18 protein-coding genes are annotated in these 22,791 nt (G+C 39.2%); all 18 read left to right on the plus strand.

All coding sequences use genetic code 11. From position 1 onward, the window contains the following. The first annotated feature begins 67 nt into the window (after positions 1-67). The 18 genes from PI85_RS11420 to ffh all read left to right on the plus strand — a co-directional run bounded on the left by PI85_RS11420 (position 68) and on the right by ffh (position 22,712). Positions 68-1,489 carry an amino acid permease gene (locus tag PI85_RS11420; protein WP_036123910.1) on the plus strand — a complete coding sequence of 474 codons (1,422 nt, stop codon included), beginning with the start codon at positions 68-70 and terminating at the stop codon, positions 1,487-1,489. Positions 1,490-1,525: 36 nt separating this feature from the next. Continuing rightward, positions 1,526-3,130 (plus strand): M20/M25/M40 family metallo-hydrolase, encoded by a 1,605-nt coding sequence (locus PI85_RS11425; RefSeq protein WP_039391750.1) that lies wholly within the window; start codon positions 1,526-1,528, stop codon positions 3,128-3,130. Between the two features lie 351 nt (positions 3,131-3,481). Beyond that, positions 3,482-3,841: an Asp23/Gls24 family envelope stress response protein gene (locus PI85_RS11430; protein ID WP_008173742.1), complete on the plus strand. Its 360-nt coding sequence runs from the start codon at positions 3,482-3,484 to the stop codon at positions 3,839-3,841. Positions 3,842-3,859: 18 nt separating this feature from the next. After that, the gene (locus PI85_RS11435) at positions 3,860-5,509 is read left to right on the plus strand and encodes a DAK2 domain-containing protein (RefSeq protein WP_036123916.1); all 1,650 of its coding nucleotides are present in this window, start codon (positions 3,860-3,862) and stop codon (positions 5,507-5,509) included. A gap of 352 nt (positions 5,510-5,861) precedes the next feature. Beyond that, entirely contained in the window at positions 5,862-6,524 is a 663-nt protein-coding gene (sdaAB, locus tag PI85_RS11440; RefSeq protein WP_036123920.1) for an L-serine ammonia-lyase, iron-sulfur-dependent subunit beta, read from the plus strand. A gap of 14 nt (positions 6,525-6,538) precedes the next feature. Beyond that, on the plus strand, positions 6,539-7,447 hold the full coding sequence (sdaAA, locus tag PI85_RS11445) for an L-serine ammonia-lyase, iron-sulfur-dependent, subunit alpha (RefSeq protein ID WP_008173736.1): 909 nt from the start codon (positions 6,539-6,541) through the stop codon (positions 7,445-7,447). A 135-nt stretch (positions 7,448-7,582) separates the two neighbouring features. After that, complete coding sequence (locus PI85_RS11450) at positions 7,583-8,731, plus strand: M20 family metallopeptidase (protein ID WP_036123924.1); 1,149 nt, start codon at positions 7,583-7,585, stop codon at positions 8,729-8,731. Between the two features lie 167 nt (positions 8,732-8,898). Continuing rightward, on the plus strand, positions 8,899-10,944 hold the full coding sequence (recG, locus tag PI85_RS11455; protein ID WP_036123926.1) for an ATP-dependent DNA helicase RecG: 2,046 nt from the start codon (positions 8,899-8,901) through the stop codon (positions 10,942-10,944). Between the two features lie 130 nt (positions 10,945-11,074). Then, on the plus strand, positions 11,075-11,647 hold the full coding sequence (fapR, locus tag PI85_RS11460) for a transcription factor FapR (RefSeq protein WP_025113910.1): 573 nt from the start codon (positions 11,075-11,077) through the stop codon (positions 11,645-11,647). A gap of 2 nt (positions 11,648-11,649) precedes the next feature. Then, entirely contained in the window at positions 11,650-12,642 is a 993-nt protein-coding gene (plsX, locus tag PI85_RS11465; protein ID WP_036123928.1) for a phosphate acyltransferase PlsX, read from the plus strand. A gap of 18 nt (positions 12,643-12,660) precedes the next feature. Further along, positions 12,661-13,614 carry an ACP S-malonyltransferase gene (gene fabD, locus PI85_RS11470; protein WP_036123931.1) on the plus strand — a complete coding sequence of 318 codons (954 nt, stop codon included), beginning with the start codon at positions 12,661-12,663 and terminating at the stop codon, positions 13,612-13,614. Next, complete coding sequence (gene fabG, locus PI85_RS11475; protein WP_036123934.1) at positions 13,607-14,353, plus strand: 3-oxoacyl-[acyl-carrier-protein] reductase; 747 nt, start codon at positions 13,607-13,609, stop codon at positions 14,351-14,353. The genes fabD and fabG overlap by 8 nt, the downstream gene beginning before the upstream one ends. Positions 14,354-14,411: 58 nt before the next feature. Next, complete coding sequence (gene acpP / locus PI85_RS11480) at positions 14,412-14,648, plus strand: acyl carrier protein (RefSeq protein WP_008181678.1); 237 nt, start codon at positions 14,412-14,414, stop codon at positions 14,646-14,648. A gap of 396 nt (positions 14,649-15,044) precedes the next feature. After that, the gene (rnc, locus tag PI85_RS11485) at positions 15,045-15,809 is read left to right on the plus strand and encodes a ribonuclease III (RefSeq protein ID WP_012293239.1); all 765 of its coding nucleotides are present in this window, start codon (positions 15,045-15,047) and stop codon (positions 15,807-15,809) included. Positions 15,810-15,812: 3 nt separating this feature from the next. Continuing rightward, positions 15,813-19,388 (plus strand): chromosome segregation protein SMC, encoded by a 3,576-nt coding sequence (gene smc / locus PI85_RS11490; RefSeq protein ID WP_036123937.1) that lies wholly within the window; start codon positions 15,813-15,815, stop codon positions 19,386-19,388. Positions 19,389-19,390: 2 nt separating this feature from the next. Then, positions 19,391-20,665: a signal recognition particle-docking protein FtsY gene (gene ftsY, locus PI85_RS11495; RefSeq protein ID WP_036123942.1), complete on the plus strand. Its 1,275-nt coding sequence runs from the start codon at positions 19,391-19,393 to the stop codon at positions 20,663-20,665. 340 nt (positions 20,666-21,005) lie between these two features. Further along, the gene (locus tag PI85_RS11500; RefSeq protein ID WP_012293242.1) at positions 21,006-21,341 is read left to right on the plus strand and encodes a putative DNA-binding protein; all 336 of its coding nucleotides are present in this window, start codon (positions 21,006-21,008) and stop codon (positions 21,339-21,341) included. Positions 21,342-21,353: 12 nt separating this feature from the next. Then, complete coding sequence (gene ffh, locus PI85_RS11505; protein ID WP_036123945.1) at positions 21,354-22,712, plus strand: signal recognition particle protein; 1,359 nt, start codon at positions 21,354-21,356, stop codon at positions 22,710-22,712. Positions 22,713-22,791 lie beyond the last annotated feature (79 nt).

Consider the following 22,791-nt stretch of genomic DNA (forward strand, 5'->3'; position numbering starts at 1 on the left):
TGGGTGCTTTTGTTATTTATATATCAGAATATTCAATAAATTCACATTATATGGGAGGGATGGATAAATGTTGGATAATCAAGTTCACCATCAACAATTAAACCGTTCAATGAAAAGTCGTCACTTATTAATGCTTTCTCTTGGAGGGGTTATCGGAACAGGGTTATTTTTAAATGTAGGCTATACCATTAATCAAGCAGGTCCAGGTGGAGCACTGATTGGTTATTTATTTGGTGGGTTAATTTTATTTATGGTAATGAACTGTCTAGGGGAATTAGCTGTTTACATGCCTGTTACTGGTTCCTTTCAAACATATGCTACTCGTTTCATTAGCCCTTCAGCGGGATTTTCATTAGGCTGGATGTACTTTGTCGGTTCAGCAGCGACAGCGGGAGTGGAGTTTACAGCTGCCGGAATTTTAATGCAGCATTGGTTTCCAGATATACCTATTTGGATATGGTGTGCTGTATTTATGGTTCTTTTATTTGTCTTAAATGCCTTAACTACAAAGGGGTTTGCTGAAGCAGAATTTTGGTTTGCGAGTATTAAAGTAGTCGCAGTTATTGCCTTTATCATAATCGGTGGAGCGGCTATTTTTGGATTGATTCCGTTAGCAGATCGTCCAACACCTCATCTCACAAATTTAGCACCATCTGGCTTATTCCCAGCAGGTATTACCATTATTTTTGTCACGATGATGAATGTTATTTTCTCATATCAAGGGTCAGAGCTTGTGGGAATTGCAGCTGGTGAAACCGAAAATCCCGAAAAAAATATTCCAAGAGCTATCCGGACAATACTTTTTAGAATTATTGTTTTTTATATTGCTTCTATTATTGTATTATCAGCCATTTTCCCATCATCAGAGCTTGGCCTAATGGAAAGTCCATTTGTCACGTTGATGAATTTGGCGGGTGTTCCCTATGCAGCTGGTATCATGAATTTTGTTATTTTAACAGCGATTCTATCCGTTGGTAATTCATGTTTATATGCGTCAACTCGTTTATTGTTCTCGATGTCTCATGAGGGAATGGCACCAAAATTATTTGGTCGCCTTACTAAAAATAAAGTGCCACTAAATGCACTGATCTTTACAATGGTTTTCTCACTCTTATCATTACTAACAAGTGTGATGGAAGCAGATGCGGTATTTGTTTTATTAATGTCGATTGCAGGAATATCTGTCACGATTTCATGGATGGGGATTTGCGCTTCACAATTAATGTTCCGCTATCGTTATATTAAGTCGGGTGGAAATTTAGCTGATTTAAAATTTAAGACTCCTTTATTTCCATTAATACCGATATTTTGTATTTTCTTTTGTTTAGTTATTCTGATCTTTTTAGCATTTGATCCAACGCAAAGAATCGGCCTATTGTATGGCATTGGCTTCTTTATGGCTTGTATGATTTTTTATCGATTGAAATTAAAGAAAGCACCTATGGCTACTACAGATACCGAAAATGAAGAGTCATTAGATATTCGTTAAGAACCTTAAACGAATGAGATTTAAAGGAGAATTTTTATGGATAATTATATGTGGAATACACCAGAAAAACTGCGAGCACTACTTTGCGAAATTGTCAGCTGGGACAGTAGAACATTGACTGAGGGTGAAAATGAATTTGCCTATAAATTGAAAAATAAATTGATGGCGCTTCCATATTTCAATAAGCATCCTGAGTTGATTGAATTGCATGAGGCTGGTTTAGGAAGAAACGCTGTAACGGCACTATATAAACATCCCGCTGCAACCGACACGGTAGTGCTAATTAGTCACTTTGATACAGTGCATACGGAAGAATATGGAGAGTTAGAGCCTCTAGCTGTTTTCCCAGAGGAATTGACTAAAAAGCTGATGGAGCCTAAGTACAAAAAGGATTTACCAGAAACTGCTAGATTGGATTTGGAATCAGGCAATTATTTGTTTGGTCGTGGCACAATGGATATGAAAATGGGATTGGCATTACACATGCAGCTAATTGAAAAGGCAAGCTTCGAGCAATGGCCAATCAACCTGATTTTAACGACGGTTCCCGATGAAGAAGTAAATTCAGCAGGAATGAGAGCTGCTGTAGTGGAGCTTGTAAGAATACGAGAACAGTATGATTTAACGTATCAATTATTTTTAAATAGTGAACCGTCTTTTTCACAAGGACCATCTGATACGAATGAATATATTTACTCAGGCACCATTGGTAAGATAATGCCCGCCGCACTGTTTTATGGGAAGGAAACACATGTCGGTGAGCCTTTAAAGGGAATGACAGCAAATTTCATTGCATCTTATATGACGCAGCATATGGAGTGGAATCTTCTTTTCCGCGAAACAGATTTAGGAGAGAGTACACCACTACCAGTCTCTTTACAGCTAAAAGATTTGAAAATGGAATATTCTACACAAACGCCATATCGTGCTGCGGCTCTGTACAATGTATTTTTATTAAAACGTACAGCAGCAGAAGTGATGGATATATTTGAACAGGTCGCATGTGAAGCAATGACGGCCTGTAACGAACAGTATATGCAAATTTGCAAACGAGAAAAAGTACAAGGTGTTGGGTCAATCAAAGTATTGCGATATGAGGCTCTCTTAGAACATGCCATCCGGAAACTGGGAGCTGCCGAAGTCGATTCTATCAAATCTCAAGTGCTTCAGCATAGTACGTGGGATGATCGTGAAAAGTCAATACGCATCGTTGATCAGCTTATGATACGTTGTCAGGAATTAGCACCAGCTACTGTCCTGTTATATGCTCCACCTTATTACCCTGCTATTAATTCATCCACTCATCCACTTATTATAAAATCGATTGAGTTAATGAAGAAAACGGCGCAAACTTTCGATGTTGAGGTGGAACAAATCCATTATTTTAATGGAATTTGTGATTTAAGCTATGTGAACTATACAGATGAATCAGATGAATGGTTAGCCTTCGAACGCAATACACCTGTATGGGGGGATACGTATAGTATTCCATTTAAAGAAATGACTGCTTTACAAGGGCCGGTCTTAAATGTAGGACCATTTGGTAAGGATGCGCACCAAAAAACAGAAAGATTACATGTGGATAGTGCCTTTAAAGAAATGCCAGTTATGATCGATACCCTTATAAAAAATTTAATTTAATGCAATATAAAGTTGATGCTTTCATAGTATCAACTTTTTTATATCTAGAATGGACTGTGATGTTTAAGATAAATATAGAGAAGCCATATTGGCATGTGTCCTAATAAGATTTTGAGGTAAGGGTATATATAAATAGGCTATAAGCTTGCTGACCGAGCGTTATACGTCATAAAACAATTAGGAGGAAATAAATTTTATTGTAAGAACGCCATTTTTGATGAATTCGTAAATACGTCGATTTAAAGTCACAAAACGTTGCTACATAGCCTTTCTTTACCCCCTTAGGTTGCTTAAATTACAACGAAAGTGTTACAATATAGTTTAGTCAAAAAGAGCCAAGGGGGCATTTCTATGTCAATTGAATTAAACAGTGAATTCGGCCAAATTGATATTTCAACAGATGTACTTGCACAAATTGCTGGTGGTGCTGCTGTAGAATGCTACGGGATTGTTGGCATGGCATCAAAACATCAAATTCGTGATGGTCTAACTGATATTTTACGTAAAGAAAACTTCGCAAAAGGTGTTGTGATTCGACAACAAGACGACGATTTACATATTGATATGTACATTATTGTTAGTTACGGGACAAAAATTTCGGAAGTTGCTTACCAAGTACAGTCGAAAGTGAAATATACAGTAGATAAAACATTGGGTATGAGCGTAAAATCTGTCAATATCTTTGTACAGGGCGTTCGTGTAGCGAATTAAGAGGAGGAACTAAATCGAATGCAGTCTTTAGACGGTATAAAGTTTGCAGAAATGGTAAAAATGGGTGCGCATCACCTATTCCAAAATGCAAATTATGTAGATTCATTAAATGTTTTCCCGGTACCGGATGGTGACACAGGGACAAATATGAACTTATCGATGACATCTGGTGCAAAGGAAACTGAGCTTTATGCTTCAGAGCATATTGGTAAAACGGCACAGGCCTTATCAAAAGGTTTATTAATGGGTGCGCGTGGAAATTCAGGTGTAATCCTATCACAATTATTCCGTGGATTTGGAAAATTCATTGAAAAAGAAGCAACAATTGATGCGAAAGGTTTTGCAGGTGCCTTCCAAGCTGGGGTAGATACAGCATATAAAGCAGTTATGAAACCTGTTGAAGGAACTATTTTAACGGTTGCTCGAGAAGCGGCGAAAAAAGGCGTAGAAGTGGCAGAAACTGAAACCGATATCATTGCGATAATGGAAGCCTTTACTGTAGAGGCAAAGGCATCGCTAGATCGAACACCGGATTTATTACCTGTTTTAAAAGAGGTAGGGGTTGTCGATAGTGGTGGCCAAGGATTATTGTTTGTATATGAAGGGTTTTTAGCTTCTTTAAAAGGCGAGCCTCTTCCTGAGAAAAATGATGCGACTTTAGATGATTTAATCAATGCGGAGCATCATAGAGCTCAAGACTTTATGAATACTGAAGATATTGAATTTGGCTATTGTACAGAAATAATGGTGCGTTTAGAAGATGGGAAAGAGCCATTTAATGAGGAACAATTCCGTCAAGAATTAAGTCCTTTAGGTGATTCTTTACTTGTTATTTCAGATGAAGAAATTGCCAAGGTTCATATCCATTCTGAGCAACCAGGCTCTGTTTTATCAATTGGACAAAAATATGGTAGTCTTATGAAAATAAAAGTCGATAATATGCGTGAACAACATTCAGCTATCGTCGGTGAAGAACATAAGGCACCTACGACAACGAAAAAATTGGAAAAACATCCCTATGCTATTGTAACAATTGCGATGGGTGAGGGTGTTGCAGGATTATTGCGTTCGATCGGTGCATCTTATGTCATTGAAGGTGGTCAAACGATGAACCCTTCAACAGAAGATATCGTTAAAGCAGTACAAGAAATTGGTGCAGAAAAAGTTTTAATTCTACCTAATAATAAAAATATAGTGATGGCTGCAGAGCAAGCTGTTGAGCTTTTAGAAATTGAAGCAGCAGTTGTCCCAACGAAGACAATTCCGCAAGGTATGGCTGCAATTTTAGCGTTTAATCCTGAAGCGGCTGTAGACATAAATAAAAAGACAATGACGGATGCATTTGCCAATGTAAAGACGGGTCAAGTAACTTATGCTGTGCGTGATACATCTATTGATGGTGTTGAAATCCATAAAGATGATTTTATGGCGTTAGCAGAAGGGAAAATTGTCCTTTCTACACCAGCTTTAAAAGATGCAGCTGAAAAAGTAGTCGTTGATTTAGTTGATGAGGATGCTGAAATTGTAACAGTCATTTATGGAGAGGATACAACTGAACAAGATGCTACAGAGTTAGTAGCATTCATTGAGAAGAACTATCCAGACGTAGAAGTAGAATTATTTAATGGAAAACAAGGGTTATACCCATATATTATTTCGGTAGAATAATTACATGCTACTTTGCTATTCCGTAAAGAAAGCAGTGCACAAAATGTGTACTGCTTTTGTTTATGCTACAAAGAGAGTATTATCTATATTTAGTCGTAAACATACGTACTATTCATAGTTAAATGTACGTATGTAGAGGATATAAAAAATGGAAATATTGGAATATCAACGATTTTCATTAAGTGTGCACACGTTATGGACAATGTATAACATATCTCGATTGGCTACAAATTATAGTAGTGGTAATTTTCTGAAAGCTGACAAATTAAATACTTTACTTTTGTGGTAACTATCAAGCATGATATAAGTAAATATAAATATTATTATAGGAATAGAATAGAGGGGTGTTTGTATGAAATTTACTTCGGTTTTTGATATTATTGGGCCAGTCATGATTGGGCCTTCCTCCTCTCATACGGCAGGGGCAGCTCGTATCGGACGAGTTGCAAGGGATTTATTTGGTAGACAACCTAAGTGGGCGAAAATTCATTTATATGGTTCGTTCGCAGAAACGTATAGAGGGCATGGGACAGATGTTGCAATCGTTGGAGGCTTATTGAACTACGATACATTTGATGAACGTATTAAAACGGCATTTGAAGAGGCAGAAAATGCAGGGTTGGAATATGAATTTATTCCAGAAACAGCTAATACGGAGCATCCAAATACGGCACGTCTAGTTATTGGAGACGATGAAGGTGAAATGTCTGTCGTCGGTATTTCTATTGGTGGCGGTAAAATAGAAGTAAGTGAAGTAAATGGCTTTAAATTACGTTTAACAGGTGGTATGCCAGCAATCCTTGTGGTACATGATGACCGTGCTGGCTGCATAGCGAACGTAGCCAATTGCTTAGCGATGCACGAAGTTAATATTGGACATATGGAAGTATCACGTATAGAACGAGGTTTAACGGCTTTAATGGTTATTGAAGTCGATCAAAATATAGAAGACAAAGTACTACAGCAGATTTCATTAATCCCATATATTACAAAAGTATCAAAGATTAATAACTAAGGGGGTGTCCCAAGATGGACGTTTTATTTCATAATGTTCGCGAGCTTGTGGAACGAGCAGAACAGGAAGATAAATTAATATCAGAAATTATGATTGAACAGGAAATGTTGATAACTGGCAGAACACGAGAAGAAATCATTCAACAAATGGATCGAAACCTAACGGTGATGGAAGAAGCGGTAGAACGCGGCTTACAAGGTGTACAATCTGTTACAGGTTTAACAGGTGGGGACGCCGTATTACTTCAAAATTACATTGCACAAGGAAAATCATTATCAGGTGATTTATTATTAGATGCAGTAAGTAAAGCGGTTGCAACCAATGAAGTCAATGCAGCAATGGGAACAATTTGTGCAACGCCAACAGCAGGTTCAGCTGGGGTTGTACCAGGAACTCTTTTTGCGGTAAAAAATAAACTAAATCCAACGCGTGAGCAAATGATTCGTTATTTATTTACATCAGGTGCATTTGGCTTTGTTGTGGCTAATAATGCTTCCATCTCAGGTGCTGAAGGTGGCTGCCAAGCAGAGGTTGGTTCAGCAGCAGGTATGGCTGCGGCAGCTATCGTTGAGATGGCTGGCGGAACACCGCAACAATGTTCAGAAGCATTTGCGATTACGTTAAAAAATATGCTTGGCCTTGTTTGTGATCCAGTAGCAGGCTTAGTGGAAGTACCATGTGTGAAACGGAATGCTATGGGCGCTGCTAACTCTCTTGTAGCAGCAGATATGGCGCTTGCAGGTGTGACAAGCCGAATTCCATGTGATGAAGTAATTGGAGCGATGTATCGCATTGGACAATCTATGAGTCCAAACCTGAAAGAGACGGCACGCGGTGGTTTAGCCGCAACGCCAACAGGTAAAGCAATTAGCAAGGCCATTCTCGAAAATGGTGGATTACAAAGTATTAAAGCTATCCAATAAAACATGAAAAACATGCTATCTTATCAGGTAGCATGTTTTTACGTTGGTTCAATTAAGAGTGTTTTTAGTATAATGAATGGGTACGAGATACAAATCATTAGATGGGTTTTAGGGGCATATTAAAGGAGTTTTTTTATGGATATCACTAATTTGAAATGTTTGACAGAACAAGCAATAGAAGATCGTCGTTATCTTCATCAATATCCAGAGCTGTCAGGCCAGGAATATGAAACATGTCAATTTATTCGCAAAAGATTAGAGCAACTTCAAATAAAAATTTTGGATTTTAATCCTCCAAGTGTAGTAGCTATGGTTGAAGGGACGAAAGGTAGGAAAACAATCGCCTTACGAGCGGATATAGATGCTCTACCAATAGTAGAAGAAGGTGACAAGCCCTATATCTCTCAACGACCAGGTATAGCACATATGTGTGGTCATGATGGCCATGCAGCTATCCTATTAGCAGTTGCTGAGTGGATTTCGATGAATAAGGAAAAGATAGAACCGAATGTCATACTCATATTCCAATCAGCCGAGGAAATTACACCAAGCGGGGCAGATTTTTTAATTCAGAATGGTGTTCTAGAAGGTGTTGATGCAATTTTTGGTATTCATTTATGGCAAGGCTTAGAAAAAGGGAAAATAGGCTTAACATATGGTCCTATGATGGCTTCTGTCGATGATTTTGAAATAGAAATTCAAGGATATGGTGGGCATGGCTCCATGCCGCATGAAACTGTGGATCCTATTTATATTGCGAGCCATGTTATGCAATCTTTTCAAAGTATTATCAGTCGAAATTTAAATCCCATTGAGGCAGGCGTTATTACTGTAGGTAGTATTCAAGCTGGTACGACTTATAACATCATTCCAGACTCTGCAAAATTAATTGGGACGATTCGTGCATTGACACCTGAAACAGTCCATACCATCCAAGCAAAGATGGTGAAATTAACAGAAGGAATTTGTGGTGCCTTCGGTGCACAAGGGAAAATCGACTTTATTTTAGGGACGCCTCCCCTTATTAATAATTCTAAGGAATCTCACTTTGTGGGATCTATTGTTCGAGAAAACTTTGGGGAGAATGTATTTAAACTTGTTGATCCTGTAATGGGTGGAGAGGATTTTGCTTACTATCTAAAACATAAACCTGGCGCGTTTATCTTTGTAGGCATGGGGGGAGAAAAAAGCAAATATCCACATCATCACCCGAGGTTTGATTTAGATGAAGATGTATTCCCGGACGCGATTAAGCTTTTTATTGAAATTATTATGAATTATTAAGCGTAATGAACAGTCCATATGCATAACCCTATCAGTTAGTGGTAGGGTTTTTGCTAATGATTGTTTATTTACGGCAACGAATGGATTTTATGATACATTGGATAGAGAGAGCTAGGAAGGCTACATAGAAAAAATGTTAAGAATCAATGAAGGGAGTTGAGAGATAAGTGACTGATTTAAATAATCCTGTTACCGAATTAAAAGGTATTGGGAAAGAAACAGCAACGCATCTTGAAACACTAGGCATTGACACGATTGCTGATTTATTATGGACGTTTCCACATCGTCATGAAGATTTTCGTTTGAAGGATTTAGCACAAACACCGCACAATGAGCGTGTTACAGTCGAATGTAAAGTAGAACGTGAGCCGACCGTCTTATTTTTAGGCCGCAATAAATCACGTTTACAGGTAACCGTTTTGGCTGGCCGCCACTTAGTGAAAGTGGTGTTTTTTAATCAAGGCTACTTAAAACAAAAACTTATACCCGGCTCTATTATTACTGTGACGGGGAAATGGGATCGTGGGAGACAGGTCATCAATGGCACAACGGTGACATTTGGCCCTAAAACCGATCAAGTAGACTTTGAACCTGTCTATAGCCTGAAAGGTTTGATTCAACAAAAAAGATTTCGGAAATATATGCGACAAGTATTGGACGATTATGGCGCTAATTTGCCGGATGCTATTCCACAATATTTGCAGGATTCCTATAAGCTTGTGCCTATACAGGAAGGCTTGGAGGGTATTCATTTTCCGCTAGATGCACAACATGCTAAACAAGCGAGAAGACGTTTTGCTTATGAAGAGCTATTAAATTTTCAATTACGTATGCAGGCGTTACGTAAGGTACGGAAGGAAAATGAACAAGGAACTGTCATTCAATATGATGTGCATTTGCTACGTGAATTTATCGCAGCGTTACCGTATGAATTAACCAATGCTCAAAAACGTGTTGTCAATGAAATTTGTAAAGATTTGAAGGAGCCACATCGAATGAATCGCTTATTACAAGGTGATGTAGGTTCGGGGAAAACAGTGGTGGCAGCTATAGGTCTATACGCTGCAGTATCAGCAGGTTTTCAAGGGGCTTTAATGGCACCAACAGAAATTTTAGCAGAGCAACACTTGGAGAACTTGCTAGAATGGTTCCAACCATTTGGCGTTCGTGTAGCTTTATTATCTGGTTCAACCAAAACGAAGGAGCGCCGTGTTATACTAGCAGACTTGGCGAATGGAGAGCTCGATATTGTGATCGGTACACATGCCTTAATCCAGCCTGATGTTATTTTTAAAAATCTAGGTTTTGTTATTACCGATGAGCAACATCGTTTTGGTGTTGAACAACGTCGCATCTTGAGAGATAAAGGGGAAAACCCGGATGTGCTCTTTATGACAGCCACTCCAATTCCGAGAACACTTGCCATTACAGCGTTTGGGGAAATGGATGTGTCGATGATTGATGAAATGCCGGCAGGACGTAAGCAGATTGAAACCCATTGGATGAAAAAAGAACAATTCGGTTCGGTTATATCAAAACTAGAAGGAGAGCTAGCCGCTGGAAGGCAGGCCTATGCCATTTGCCCTCTTATTGAGGAATCAGATAAACTGGATGTTCAAAATGCAGTTGAAATCTATGAGCAGCTAGCAACATATTTTACTGGACGCTATCAAGTTGGTCTAATGCACGGACGTTTATCCGCAGATGAGAAGGATGCTGTTATGCGTGCTTTTAGTGATGGGTCCATACAGGTTTTAGTTTCTACGACAGTCGTTGAGGTAGGGGTGAATGTACCGAATGCTACATTTATGATTGTCTATGACGCTGAACGCTTTGGTTTAGCACAATTGCACCAGCTACGAGGACGTGTAGGACGAGGTGAACATCAATCCTATTGTATTTTACTGGCTGATCCTAAGTCTGACGAGGGGAAAGAGCGGATGCAGTCTATGACAGAAACAAATGATGGTTTCCGCTTAGCTGAGAAAGACTTAGAGTTGCGAGGACCAGGGGATTTCTTTGGACGTAAGCAAAGTGGTCTACCAGATTTCAAAGTAGCTGATTTAGTACATGATTACCGGATTCTTGAGACCGCTCGAAAGGATGCTACGACGATGCTTGAAACCGATGACTTTTGGTATGGTGATGACTATCGATACTTGCGCGAAATGTTAGAAGATTCTGGCGTTTTGCAAGGGGAGCGCTTTGATTAATAAGTGTACGAAGATTCATGCGGAGAATGCAGGACTTGATTTCAAAACAAGTCTTGCATTCTTTTTTTAACCTCTATATACTGATATTAGTACCAAGTGCTAATAACAACTCAAAAGGTGGCGAATGATGTTGAGACGAACAAAAAAAGAACGACAGCGACTACTATCTGAAACGATAGCTGAAAATCCATTCGTCACAGATGAACAGCTAGCAACACAGTTTCAGGTAAGTGTTCAAACAATTCGTTTAGACCGTATGGAATTATCCATACCAGAATTACGAGAGCGTATTAAAGACGTCGCTTCAAAAAACTATGAAAATGAAGTGAAATCTCTACCGATTGATGAAATCATCGGGGAAATTGTTGATATTGAATTAGATAATCGAGCACTTTCGATTTTTGATGTGAAAGAAGAACATGTTTTCCAGCGCAACGGCATCGCACGTGGACATCATTTGTTCGCGCAAGCAAACTCCTTAGCGGTAGCCGTTATTAACGATGAACTAGCATTGACAGTCCATTCTACTATTACGTTTGTGAAACCTGTTCGTGCTGGAAATCGTGTTATTACAAAAGCGATTGTTGTCGGACGAGATGATAAAAATCATCGGACAAAAGTCGAGGTAACATCTACTGTTAATGGTGAAACCGTTTTTGTTGGTGAATTTGATATGTACCGTACGAAAGGTAAAGGTGAGTAATAATGAAATTAGCGCTTGATGGAATGGGTGGAGACAATGCTCCAAAATCAGTAATTGAAGGTGCACTTTTAGCATTAGAGCAAATTCCAAATTTAGAAATTCAATTATATGGACAGCAAGAGAAGCTTGAGCCATTTTTAAAACAACATGATCGATTAACGATCGTACATTGTGAGGAAGTCGTTGAAGGAACGGACGATCCAGCACGTGCTGTTCGTAGAAAAAAGGATTCTTCCATGGCGCGCATGATGGACGCAGTGGATGAGGGTAGAGCAGATGCTTGTCTGTCAGCAGGAAATACTGGCGCTTTAATGGCAGGTGGTTTGTTTAAAGTAGGTCGTATTGAGGGAATTGCCCGACCAGCTCTAGCTACAACATTACCAACACTTGATGGGAAGGGCTTTTTAATGCTTGATTTAGGTGCAAATGCAGATGCCCGACCAGAACATTTAGTGCAATATGCTATTATGGGCGATATTTATGCGAAGAAAGTTGGCGGCTTACAAAAACCTAGAATCGGTCTATTAAATATCGGTACAGAAGATAAAAAAGGAAATGAATTAACAAAAGCAGCCTTTGATTTATTAAAGGAAGCGGATTTGAATTTTATTGGTAATGTAGAGGCACGTGATTTACTTGAAGGAGTAGCTGATGTTGTTGTTACGGATGGCTTTACAGGAAATATGGTGCTGAAGTCAATTGAAGGTACGGCAGGTGCTTTATTTTCCATGTTAAAAGAGGCGTTTATGTCTTCAACAAAAACGAAGATCTCAGCTGTTCTTATGAAAAATAATTTACGTGACTTAAAACATAAAATGGACTATACAGAATATGGTGGTGCAGGCTTGTTTGGCTTACAAGCACCCGTTATAAAGGCGCATGGATCATCTAATGCGAAAGCGATTTTTAGTGCTATCCGCCAAGCAAACACAATGGTAGAACATACTGTTATTTCGACAATTACAGAGACAGTACGCCACATAGAAATTGATTAGACAAAGGGGACTATTCAAATGACGAAAATTGCATTTATTTTTCCAGGACAAGGTTCGCAAGTAGTAGGAATGGGGCAAGAGTTTGTTGAAAATGCTGCGGAAAGTAGAGCCTTCTATAATCGTGCAGATCAAGCTCTTGAATTGGAGCTATCTAAGCTTATGTTAGAAGGTCCAGTAGAGGAATTAACATTAACATATCATGCTCAGCCAGCACTACTTACTACTGGGGTAATGGTAGCAGAGAAGCTACGTGCAGCAGGAATTCAACCTCATTATGCAGCAGGTCATTCTCTTGGAGAATACGGCGCATTGGTCATAGCGGGTGTCATGTCCTTTGAAGATGCAGTGAAGACTGTGCATAAACGTGGGCTATATATGAATGAAGCTGTACCTGCTGGACAAGGTGCTATGGCAGCCATTTTAGGTATGGAATTAGAAGCGTTAAATGAAGTAACTGAGCAAGTGTCAGCTGCAGGGGAACCTGTGCAGGTAGCCAATGTTAATTGTCCGGGGCAAATTGTTATTTCAGGTACAAAAGAGGGTGTAGAGAAGGCATCAAGTGCGGCAAAAGAAGGTGGGGCTAAGCGTGCTATACCATTAGTTGTAAGTGGTCCATTCCATTCTGAGCTAATGCGACCTTCTTCAGAAAAGTTGGAAGCGGCGTTGGCGAATGTTACTTTAGCTGCTCCGCAAATTCCTGTTGTAGGGAACGTTATGGCGAAGGAGTTAATGGATGTTCCAGCCATTCAACAAGAGCTTGTTGAACAGGTTTATAGTGCTGTACAATGGGAGGCCTCTATGCGCGAAATGATTGCACAAGGTGTGGATGTCTTTATTGAATGTGGCCCAGGTAAAGTATTAAGTGGTCTCTTGAAAAAAATCGATCGCTCTGTTACTGCCTATTGTGTCTATGATGAGGCATCGCTAGAAGCGGTTTTAGAAGCGTCAAAGGAGTGGTCAATCAATGCGTAAACTTGAAGGAAAAGTAGTTGTTGTAACAGGAGCTTCACGAGGAATTGGTCGTGCTATAGCATTAAAACTTGCTGACGAGGGTGCAAAAGTTGTCGTGAACTATAGCGGCTCGCAAGCAAAAGCTGAAGAAGTGGTTGCTATAATTCAAGAGGGCGGTGGCGAGGCAATTGCTGTACAAGCTAGCGTTTCTCAAACAGAAGAAGTGACAGCCTTAATGGATACTGCTGTGAAAACATTTGGCTCCCTTGATATTTTAGTGAATAATGCTGGTATTACAAGAGATAATTTACTTATGCGCATGAAGGAAGATGAATGGGATGATGTATTAGATACAAATCTTAAGGGTGTTTTCCTATGTACCAAAGCGGTAACGCGCCAAATGATGAAGCAACGTGCTGGTCGTATTATCAATATTTCATCGATTGTTGGCGTAGCCGGAAATGCGGGCCAAGCAAACTATGTTGCAGCTAAAGCAGGTGTTATTGGGTTAACAAAAACAACTGCGAAGGAATTAGCGTCACGTAATATTTTAGTCAACGCTATTGCACCTGGCTTTATTGAAACTGAAATGACTGATCAGTTACCAGAAGATATTAAACAAGGGATGTTAACACAAATCCCACTTGCGAAACTAGGGCAGCCGGAAGATATTGCTAAGGCAGTCGTTTTCCTTGCATCTGAAGACGCTAACTATATGACAGGACAAACACTTCATATAGACGGTGGTATGGTCATGTAATTTGAATTAGGCATAGGCGCTAATTTTTTGTATAATCATTTGAGGGGAGGTGAATCATTTGTCTACAGTATTAGAACGCGTAACAAAAGTAATCGTGGACCGTTTAGGTGTTGAAGAAAGCGAAGTAACACTTGAAGCTTCTTTCCGTGATGATTTAGGTGCTGACTCATTAGACGTAGTTGAGCTTGTAATGGAGCTTGAAGACGAATTCGATATGGAAATTTCTGATGAAGATGCTGAAAAAATCTCAACAGTAGGTTCTGCAATTTCATACATCGAAAGTAAAATAAACTAATTTCGTTTATACTTTATTTAGCAGAAATTTATCACCCTTATAGGTGTAATGGTTATCGTAATTATACAAATGGTATGGATGATTGGTTGAATAAAGGAGAAATAGTTTACTGCTTTTCTTTACAGTGAAGCAGATCTAATAGACAAGATGTATTCAAAGGGGGCGAAATAGATCGGTTTACGATCTATGGACGTCCCTTTTTTGTGTCAATTATACAGTGGATTTATCTCTCGAAGATCGATTCGGACGCAAATGTGCCAAGGCTTCATTGAATTTGGAAATGAATTTTCTAAAAATTTCCCAAAATATTGTGTTTATGCCGAAATACTTTTGCATAAACGCTTTGAAAAAGGTACACTAAAACGGTAGAAACTATTAGGAAGGCAGATTTGTTCAATGGCTATGAAAAGAAAAGGAACTATGCAGAAATCTGGCGTACTTCCTGAAAAAGTACGCAATCAATTCGAGCTTTTACAGCATGAATTAAATATCACATTTATTAATAAAAATTTATTGTATCAAGCATTCACGCATTCATCTTATGTGAATGAGCATCGCCGTAAGTTATTTACGGATAATGAGCGTCTTGAATTTTTAGGAGACGCAGTACTTGAACTGTCTGTTTCTAAATATCTTTTTGAGAAATACCCGAATATGAGCGAGGGTGAGTTAACAAAGTTACGAGCATCCATTGTTTGTGAACCATCTCTAGTTATTTTTGCGAATGAACTAGGCTTTGGTCGCTTTGTTTTACTTGGAAAAGGTGAAGAATTAACAGGTGGACGGGAACGCCCAGCACTACTTGCAGATGTGTTTGAGTCATTTGTAGGTGCCCTATATTTAGATCAGGATTTACAAACGGTCGTGTCATTTTTAGAACGTATCGTGTTCCCAAAAGTAGAAGTCGGTGCTTTTTCGCATGTGATGGATTTTAAAAGCCAATTGCAAGAAATGGTACAGCAAACGAATAATGGACTTCTTCATTATGAAATCATTGATGAAAAAGGTCCTGCACATAATCGTACCTTTGTATCAAGTGTCTTACTGAACGGACAAGAGCTTGGTATAGGTCGAGGAAAATCGAAAAAAGAAGCCGAGCAGCAAGCTGCACAATGTGCGATGCGAATGATGCGAGAAGAAGCTGCGAAAGAGGAGGCTTAAAAGATGTTCCTAAAACGACTAGAAGTGATTGGCTTTAAATCATTTGCGGAGCGCATTGGTATTGATTTTGTACCCGGTGTTACAGCAGTTGTGGGACCAAATGGCAGTGGAAAAAGTAATGTCACAGATGCAATACGGTGGGTACTTGGTGAGCAATCGGCAAAGTCGTTACGTGGATCAAAGATGGAAGATGTAATTTTTGCAGGGAGTGACTCTCGGAAGCCACTTAACTTTGCAGAGGTAACACTAATACTAGATAATACCGACGAGCAACTTGCTTTTTCCTATACAGAAGTAAGCGTAACAAGACGCGTATACCGTTCAGGTGATAGTGAATATTTATTAAATAACCAGCAGTGTCGCCTGAAGGATATTACGGACTTGTTTATGGATTCAGGGCTTGGAAAAGAGGCATTTTCTATCATTTCACAAGGTCGTGTCGATGAAATTTTAAATAGCCGACCTGATGACCGTCGTTCGATTTTTGAAGAGGCAGCTGGCGTATTAAAGTATAAAATAAGAAAGAAAAAAGCAGAGCATAAACTTGTTGAGACAGATGAGAATTTGTATCGTGTATTAGATATTCTCCATGAATTAGACAGTCGACTTGGACCGCTAGAAATGCAAGCATCTAGTGCAAGAGACTATGTACAAATGTCTACTGAGCTAAAAGATTTTGATATTGCCATACTTGTGCATGATTTTAAAAATTGTGCACAGTCTTTGCGTGCGCTTAAAGAAGAGTACACAAACCTATCTGAGATAGAGCAAAAGCAAGCTCAAGATATTGCTACTTTCGATAAACAGACAACAAATATTCGGAAGTTATTAAAAGAACTTGATGAATATTTGGATGTTTCTCAAGCGGACCTAGTCAATGCCACAATGGAGGTAGAACGTTGGGATGGACGAAAGGCGCTAATGGCTGAAAAGCGTCAAAATGCCTCCAATCAATTACAGCAGCTGAATACGTCATTACAAGAGGCCAAAGCAGAAGTAGAGGCACTGTTTATGCAGGAGCAGGAGAAAAAAGACGTATTCTCTGAAAAACAACAAGCTGTGTCGGTGCTAAAACAAAGCATTAAACAGTTAGAGCAATCTTTAAATCGCTCCGTAACAGAAATCGAACAAGAAATTGAGGAGCAAAAAAACCGATATATCGATTCGTTGAATGAAGAAGCAACTATCAAAAATGAGTTGAAAAATATCGATCAGCAGTTGGCTCAACAAAAGGCTATGGCAACACGAATGTCCGACCAAACTGATGAAATTGGGCAAGAGCTTATGCAAATTATTGCTGAAAAAGAACAGCTAGTAGCTGCACATACTTCAACAACAAATGACCTACAAGAAAAGCTAGAACAATATGAAGCTTTACAAATACAGTTAAAAAATGTTAATTCTACCTTTACTGAAAAGCAAGATATGCTATATAAGGCTTATCAGCATCAGCAGCAACTAAAAGCTAGAAAAGATACGTTAGCGGAGCTTGAAGCTGACTTTTCAGGGTTTTTCCAAGGAGTTAAAGAAGTGCTGCTTGCACGAGATAAAGATGAATTACAAGGTATTGAGGGTGCTGTAGCTGAATTAATTCAGGTTGAGGGGAAATACTCACAAGCGATAGAAACGGCGTTAGGAGCCGCCTCTCAGCATATTGTTACAACTAATGAACGCCATGCCCAACAGGCTATTCATTGGCTAAAGCAAAAACGAGCTGGGCGTGCTACTTTTTTACCAAAAACCGTCATGAAATCACGTAAAATCAATTTAGCGACTATCCAATTAGCAACTGAGCACCCAGCATTCATTCGGATGGCGGATGCGTTAGTGACTTTTAATGAAGATAATCGAACGATTGTTGAAAATCTTCTAGGCAATGTCATTGTTGCAGCAAATCTTGAAGGGGCAAGTCAAATTGCGAGATTATGTGGGTTCCGTTATCGAGTAGTTACACTTGATGGAGATATTGTTAATGCAGGGGGCTCATTGACGGGTGGTGCCCTGAAACAGCAATCTTCACTCTTTACAAGAAAAGCGGAATTAGATGGTTTAATTCTTAAGCTAGAGTCATTGCAAGCCTCCATTTATGGTGCAGAACAGGCTGTTGCAACGGAAAAAGAAAAGCTAGCAACACTTCGAGATCAAGTAGAGCTATTGAAGCTTGAAGGGGAGCAATTACGAAAAGATGAGATGCAGCAGGCAGGACGTTTACGTGAGCTAGAGGCTGTTGAAAAAAGCTTATCGGCTAGAGTAACCTTTGCCTCGACTGAAACACAGGATGTTAAAACACGAGAAGAATCATTATTGGCTCAAAAGCAAGAAGCAGAGGAACGTTTAAGCGCGCTTGCAGGAGAATTAATCGAAATCAATGAAACCGTTGAGCAATTAAGTAGGGTTAAGCTACAAAGTGAGACAGAAAAAGATGTATTACGTGAGCAATTGGCAGAAAAACGCTCACAATTAGCTGTTATGCAAGAACAAATGTCACAAGTTCAAATTGCTACGGCTGACTTAGCCCTACAATTAAACAAAGCTCAACAAAAAGTTGAAAATATTTCTCAGGAAATATCATGGCTCCAATCTGATGAATCGACAAATTATTTAAGTGATGAAGAGGTCGATGAACAGGTGTTGACGTGGAAGACCAGAAGAGATGCGCTACAAGAGACGATTTCTCAGAAAAAAGAGGAAAAAGTAGGGCAACAGGATGAACTTTCGTCGTTAGAGGCTCAGCTGAAGGAATTACAACGTATCCATAAAGGGTATCTTGAAGCGATTCGTGCAAATGAGTTGAAAAGAAATCGTGTCGAATTCGAAATGGACAATTTCACAGCTCAGCTAGAGGAAAATTATCAGTTAACATTTGAAGAGGCAGAAGAAGAAGCACAGGCTATAGAAGATGAGGAATTTGTACGTCGACGTGTTAAATTGCTTAAAAAATCAATTGAAGAGCTAGGCCCTGTTAATTTAGGCGCAATTGAAGAATATGAAAGAGTACTTGAACGACACACTTTCTTAACTGAACAGCGTGAGGATTTACTTGCAGCGCAAGAAACATTGCATGAAGCCATTAAAGAAATGGATGAAGAAATGACAATGCGCTTTAGCGAAACATTCTATGCGATCCGCGAACAATTTAGACGAGTATTCCGTGAATTGTTTGGTGGAGGGCAAGCCGATTTAGTATTAATTGATCCGGAAAATTTACTAGAAACAGGTATTGACATTGTTGCTCAGCCTCCAGGGAAAAAATTACAAAACTTAAGTTTGCTTTCTGGTGGTGAACGTGCGCTAACGGCGATCGCTTTATTATTCTCCATCTTAAATATAAGACCTGTCCCATTCTGTATTCTCGATGAAGTGGAAGCTGCCTTAGATGAAGCAAATGTTGTGCGCTACAGCCAATATTTGAAGAAATTTAGTGGTGAAACACAATTCATTGTCATTACACATCGTAAAGGAACGATGGAGGGAGCAGATGTCCTGTATGGTATAACTATGCAGGAGTCAGGCGTATCGAAACTTGTATCAGTAAAATTAGAAGACGAACCCGTACTTGCGGAGCAAAGGAGCAAATAAGGATGAGCTTTTTTAAACGTATAAAAGATAAATTGATGGGGAATCCAGCGGACGAAGAAAAACTAGAAGTCACTGAACATGATTTAGATTCTCATCCACAGGCATTAGAAGAAGGCGGTGAACCTGCCACTACTGAGACTGTTGTTGAAGAATCTTCTGAGCAATTCTCACCAATTGAAGATACTACAGAATCCGAACAAACGTCGGACATCGAAGGTACACAGGATTTAGAGCCGCCTTCTCTAATAGAGGAAGAAGAACAGCTAGAAGTACAAATTATTGAGGAACAACCAACTGGGGAGAAAAAACCTTCAGCTTGGTCTATTACGCAAAAATTTAAAGAGGGCCTTGAAAAAACACGTAATTCCTTTACATCGAAGGTGAACGACCTTGTTGCGCGTTATCGTAAAGTGGATGAGGATTTCTTTGAGGAATTAGAGGATCTTTTATTACAAGCCGATGTTGGTTTTGAAACGGTCATGGAACTTATGGATAAATTACGTTTCGAGGTACAACGTAAAAACATAAAAGATACAAATGGAATCCAAACTTTAATTTCTGAAAAGCTTGTAGAAATTTATGAGCAAGGTGAAGAAGATTTAATTGAATTAAATATGCAGCCTAATGGTGAGCTGACAGTCATCCTATTTGTTGGGGTGAATGGTGTAGGGAAAACAACAACAATAGGTAAACTCGCTCGTCGTCTCAAGTCCCAAGGCAAAACAGTTGTTTTAGCTGCGGGTGATACATTCCGTGCAGGTGCTATCGATCAATTACAAGTGTGGGGAGATCGTGTAGGCTGTGAGGTTATTAAACAATCTGAGGGCTCTGATCCAGCGGCAGTTATGTATGATGCAATTCGTGCTGCGAAAAATAGAAAAGCAGATGTGTTAATTTGTGATACAGCTGGACGCTTACAAAATAAAGTGAATTTAATGAACGAGCTTGAAAAGGTACATCGTGTCATTTCCCGTGAAATCCCGAGTGCTCCACATGAAGTATTATTAGCGTTAGATGCAACAACAGGTCAAAATGCCCTTGTTCAAGCACAAACATTTAAAGAGGCAACAAATGTGACAGGTATCGTTTTAACAAAGCTGGACGGTACAGCTAAGGGCGGTATTGTGCTAGCAATCCGTAACAAATTACACATTCCTGTTAAATTTGTAGGTCTTGGGGAGAAAATGGACGATTTACAGCCATTTGATGCAGAGCGATACGTCTATGGATTATTTGCTGATGGTTTAGATAAAGAATTACAAAATAATGAAGAATAACAGTGAAATGCGCAGTGTCATTTTATCTTGATTTAGCATTCATCTCCTTCATGTATTGGAGGGGATGAATGTTTGTTTTGTTTTTTATGGATTTTTCATTTTAGGTTAGACTTGCCATGTTTACATTAAGAAATGTGATACCAATCCACTGAGTGAAATGGAGTAGAAACGCTCGACTGTGATCAGTTGAATTGACTTGTTGGAAAAAGTCATACTAGCTACAGGAAAGAAATGCCCAAAAGTAAGTAAATTAGACTTTTAGACAAGGAGATTACCTTGACACAGACGGGCGCTTTTCGTTATGATACAAATGACTAAATAGCGGGAGGAGAAACATTCGATGCTACTTGAAAAAACAACACGCATGAACTTTCTCTTCGACTTTTATCAAGCATTATTAACAGATAAGCAAAGAAGTTATATGGAACTATACTATTTGGATGATCACTCACTAGGTGAAATCGCTGAATCGTATGGTGTATCACGCCAAGCTGTCTACGATAATATTCGTCGAACAGAAGCAATGCTTGAGGAATATGAAGAAAAATTATGTTTACTTGAAAAATTTCAACAACGTACCCAAATGCTTTCACAGCTAACAATGGGGATAACAGAACAAAGTATGACAGCTGAAGAGCAGTTAGCGCTTATCGAACAGCTGAAAGAATGGGATTAGGAGGCGAAAGCAATGGCTTTTGAAGGATTAGCGGAACGACTCCAAGGAACGATCCAGAAAATTAAGGGCAAAGGGAAAGTATCGGAGCAAGACGTCAAAGAAATGATGCGTGAAGTCCGATTTGCTTTAATTGAGGCGGATGTTAACTTAAAAGTAGTCAAGGAATTTGTAAAAAAGGTTAGTGAACGCGCTGTTGGTGTTGATGTTATGCAAAGCTTAACACCAGGTCAACAAGTTATTAAAATTGTACAAGACGAATTAACAGAATTAATGGGTGGCGAGCAAAGCCCAATTAAATTTAATACGAAGCCTCCAACTGTTATTATGATGGTCGGCCTCCAAGGGGCAGGGAAAACGACAACTACAGGTAAATTGGCAAATGTACTACGGAAAAAATATAATCGTAAACCATTGTTAGTGGCAGCTGACGTTTATCGTCCAGCAGCTGTTCAACAATTAGAAACATTGGGTAAACAACTTTCATTACCAGTTTTTTCGTTAGGCACTGATATTTCCCCTGTAGAGATTGCACGTCAGGCAATTGAAAAGGCAAAAGAAGAGCATCATGATGTCGTAATTATCGATACGGCTGGTCGTTTGCATATCGATGAGGATTTGATGCAAGAATTAAAAGATATTCGCGCATTAAAAGAGCCAGATGAGGTCTTCCTTGTTGTCGATGCAATGACAGGTCAAGATGCTGTAAACGTAGCAGAAAGCTTTAATGAGGCTATTGGTATTACAGGGGTTGTGTTAACGAAACTTGATGGTGATACTCGTGGTGGTGCGGCTTTATCTATTCGTTCTGTAACGCAGAAACCAATTAAGTTTGTCGGTATGGGCGAGAAAATGGATGCGCTAGAACCTTTCCATCCTGAGCGTATGGCGTCTCGTATTTTAGGTATGGGAGACGTTCTATCGCTGATCGAAAAGGCCCAAGCCAATGTAGATGAAGCAAAAGCCAAAGAGTTAGAAGAAAAATTCAAGACTCAAACCTTTACATTTGATGATTTCGTAGAGCAATTACAGCAAGTTAAAAAAATGGGACCTCTAGATGAAATTTTAAAGATGCTCCCTGGTGCAAACAAAATCAAAGGCTTAGATAATGTCAAAGTTGACGATAAGCAAATGGGGCGTGTAGAGGCGATTATTTACTCGATGACGCCTGCTGAAAAGACGAATCCTGAATTGATTAATGGCAGCCGTAAAAAGCGTATTGCTAAAGGTTCAGGGACTTCTATTCAAGAGGTGAATCGTCTGATTAAGCAATTTGATGAAATGAAAAAAATGATGAAGCAAATGACTGGGATGGCTAGTGGTAAGGGCAAGAAAAAAATGAAATTACCAGGCTTTGATTCATTGTTTAAATAATAATTTTTAGGTGTTAAGAAAAAACACTTTACAAACAACCTAAACATTGATAATATACTATCTTGTGTGAAACTTATTC

This window comes from Lysinibacillus sp. A1, assembly GCF_000801965.1.
Lineage (GTDB): Bacteria > Bacillota > Bacilli > Bacillales_A > Planococcaceae > Lysinibacillus > Lysinibacillus fusiformis.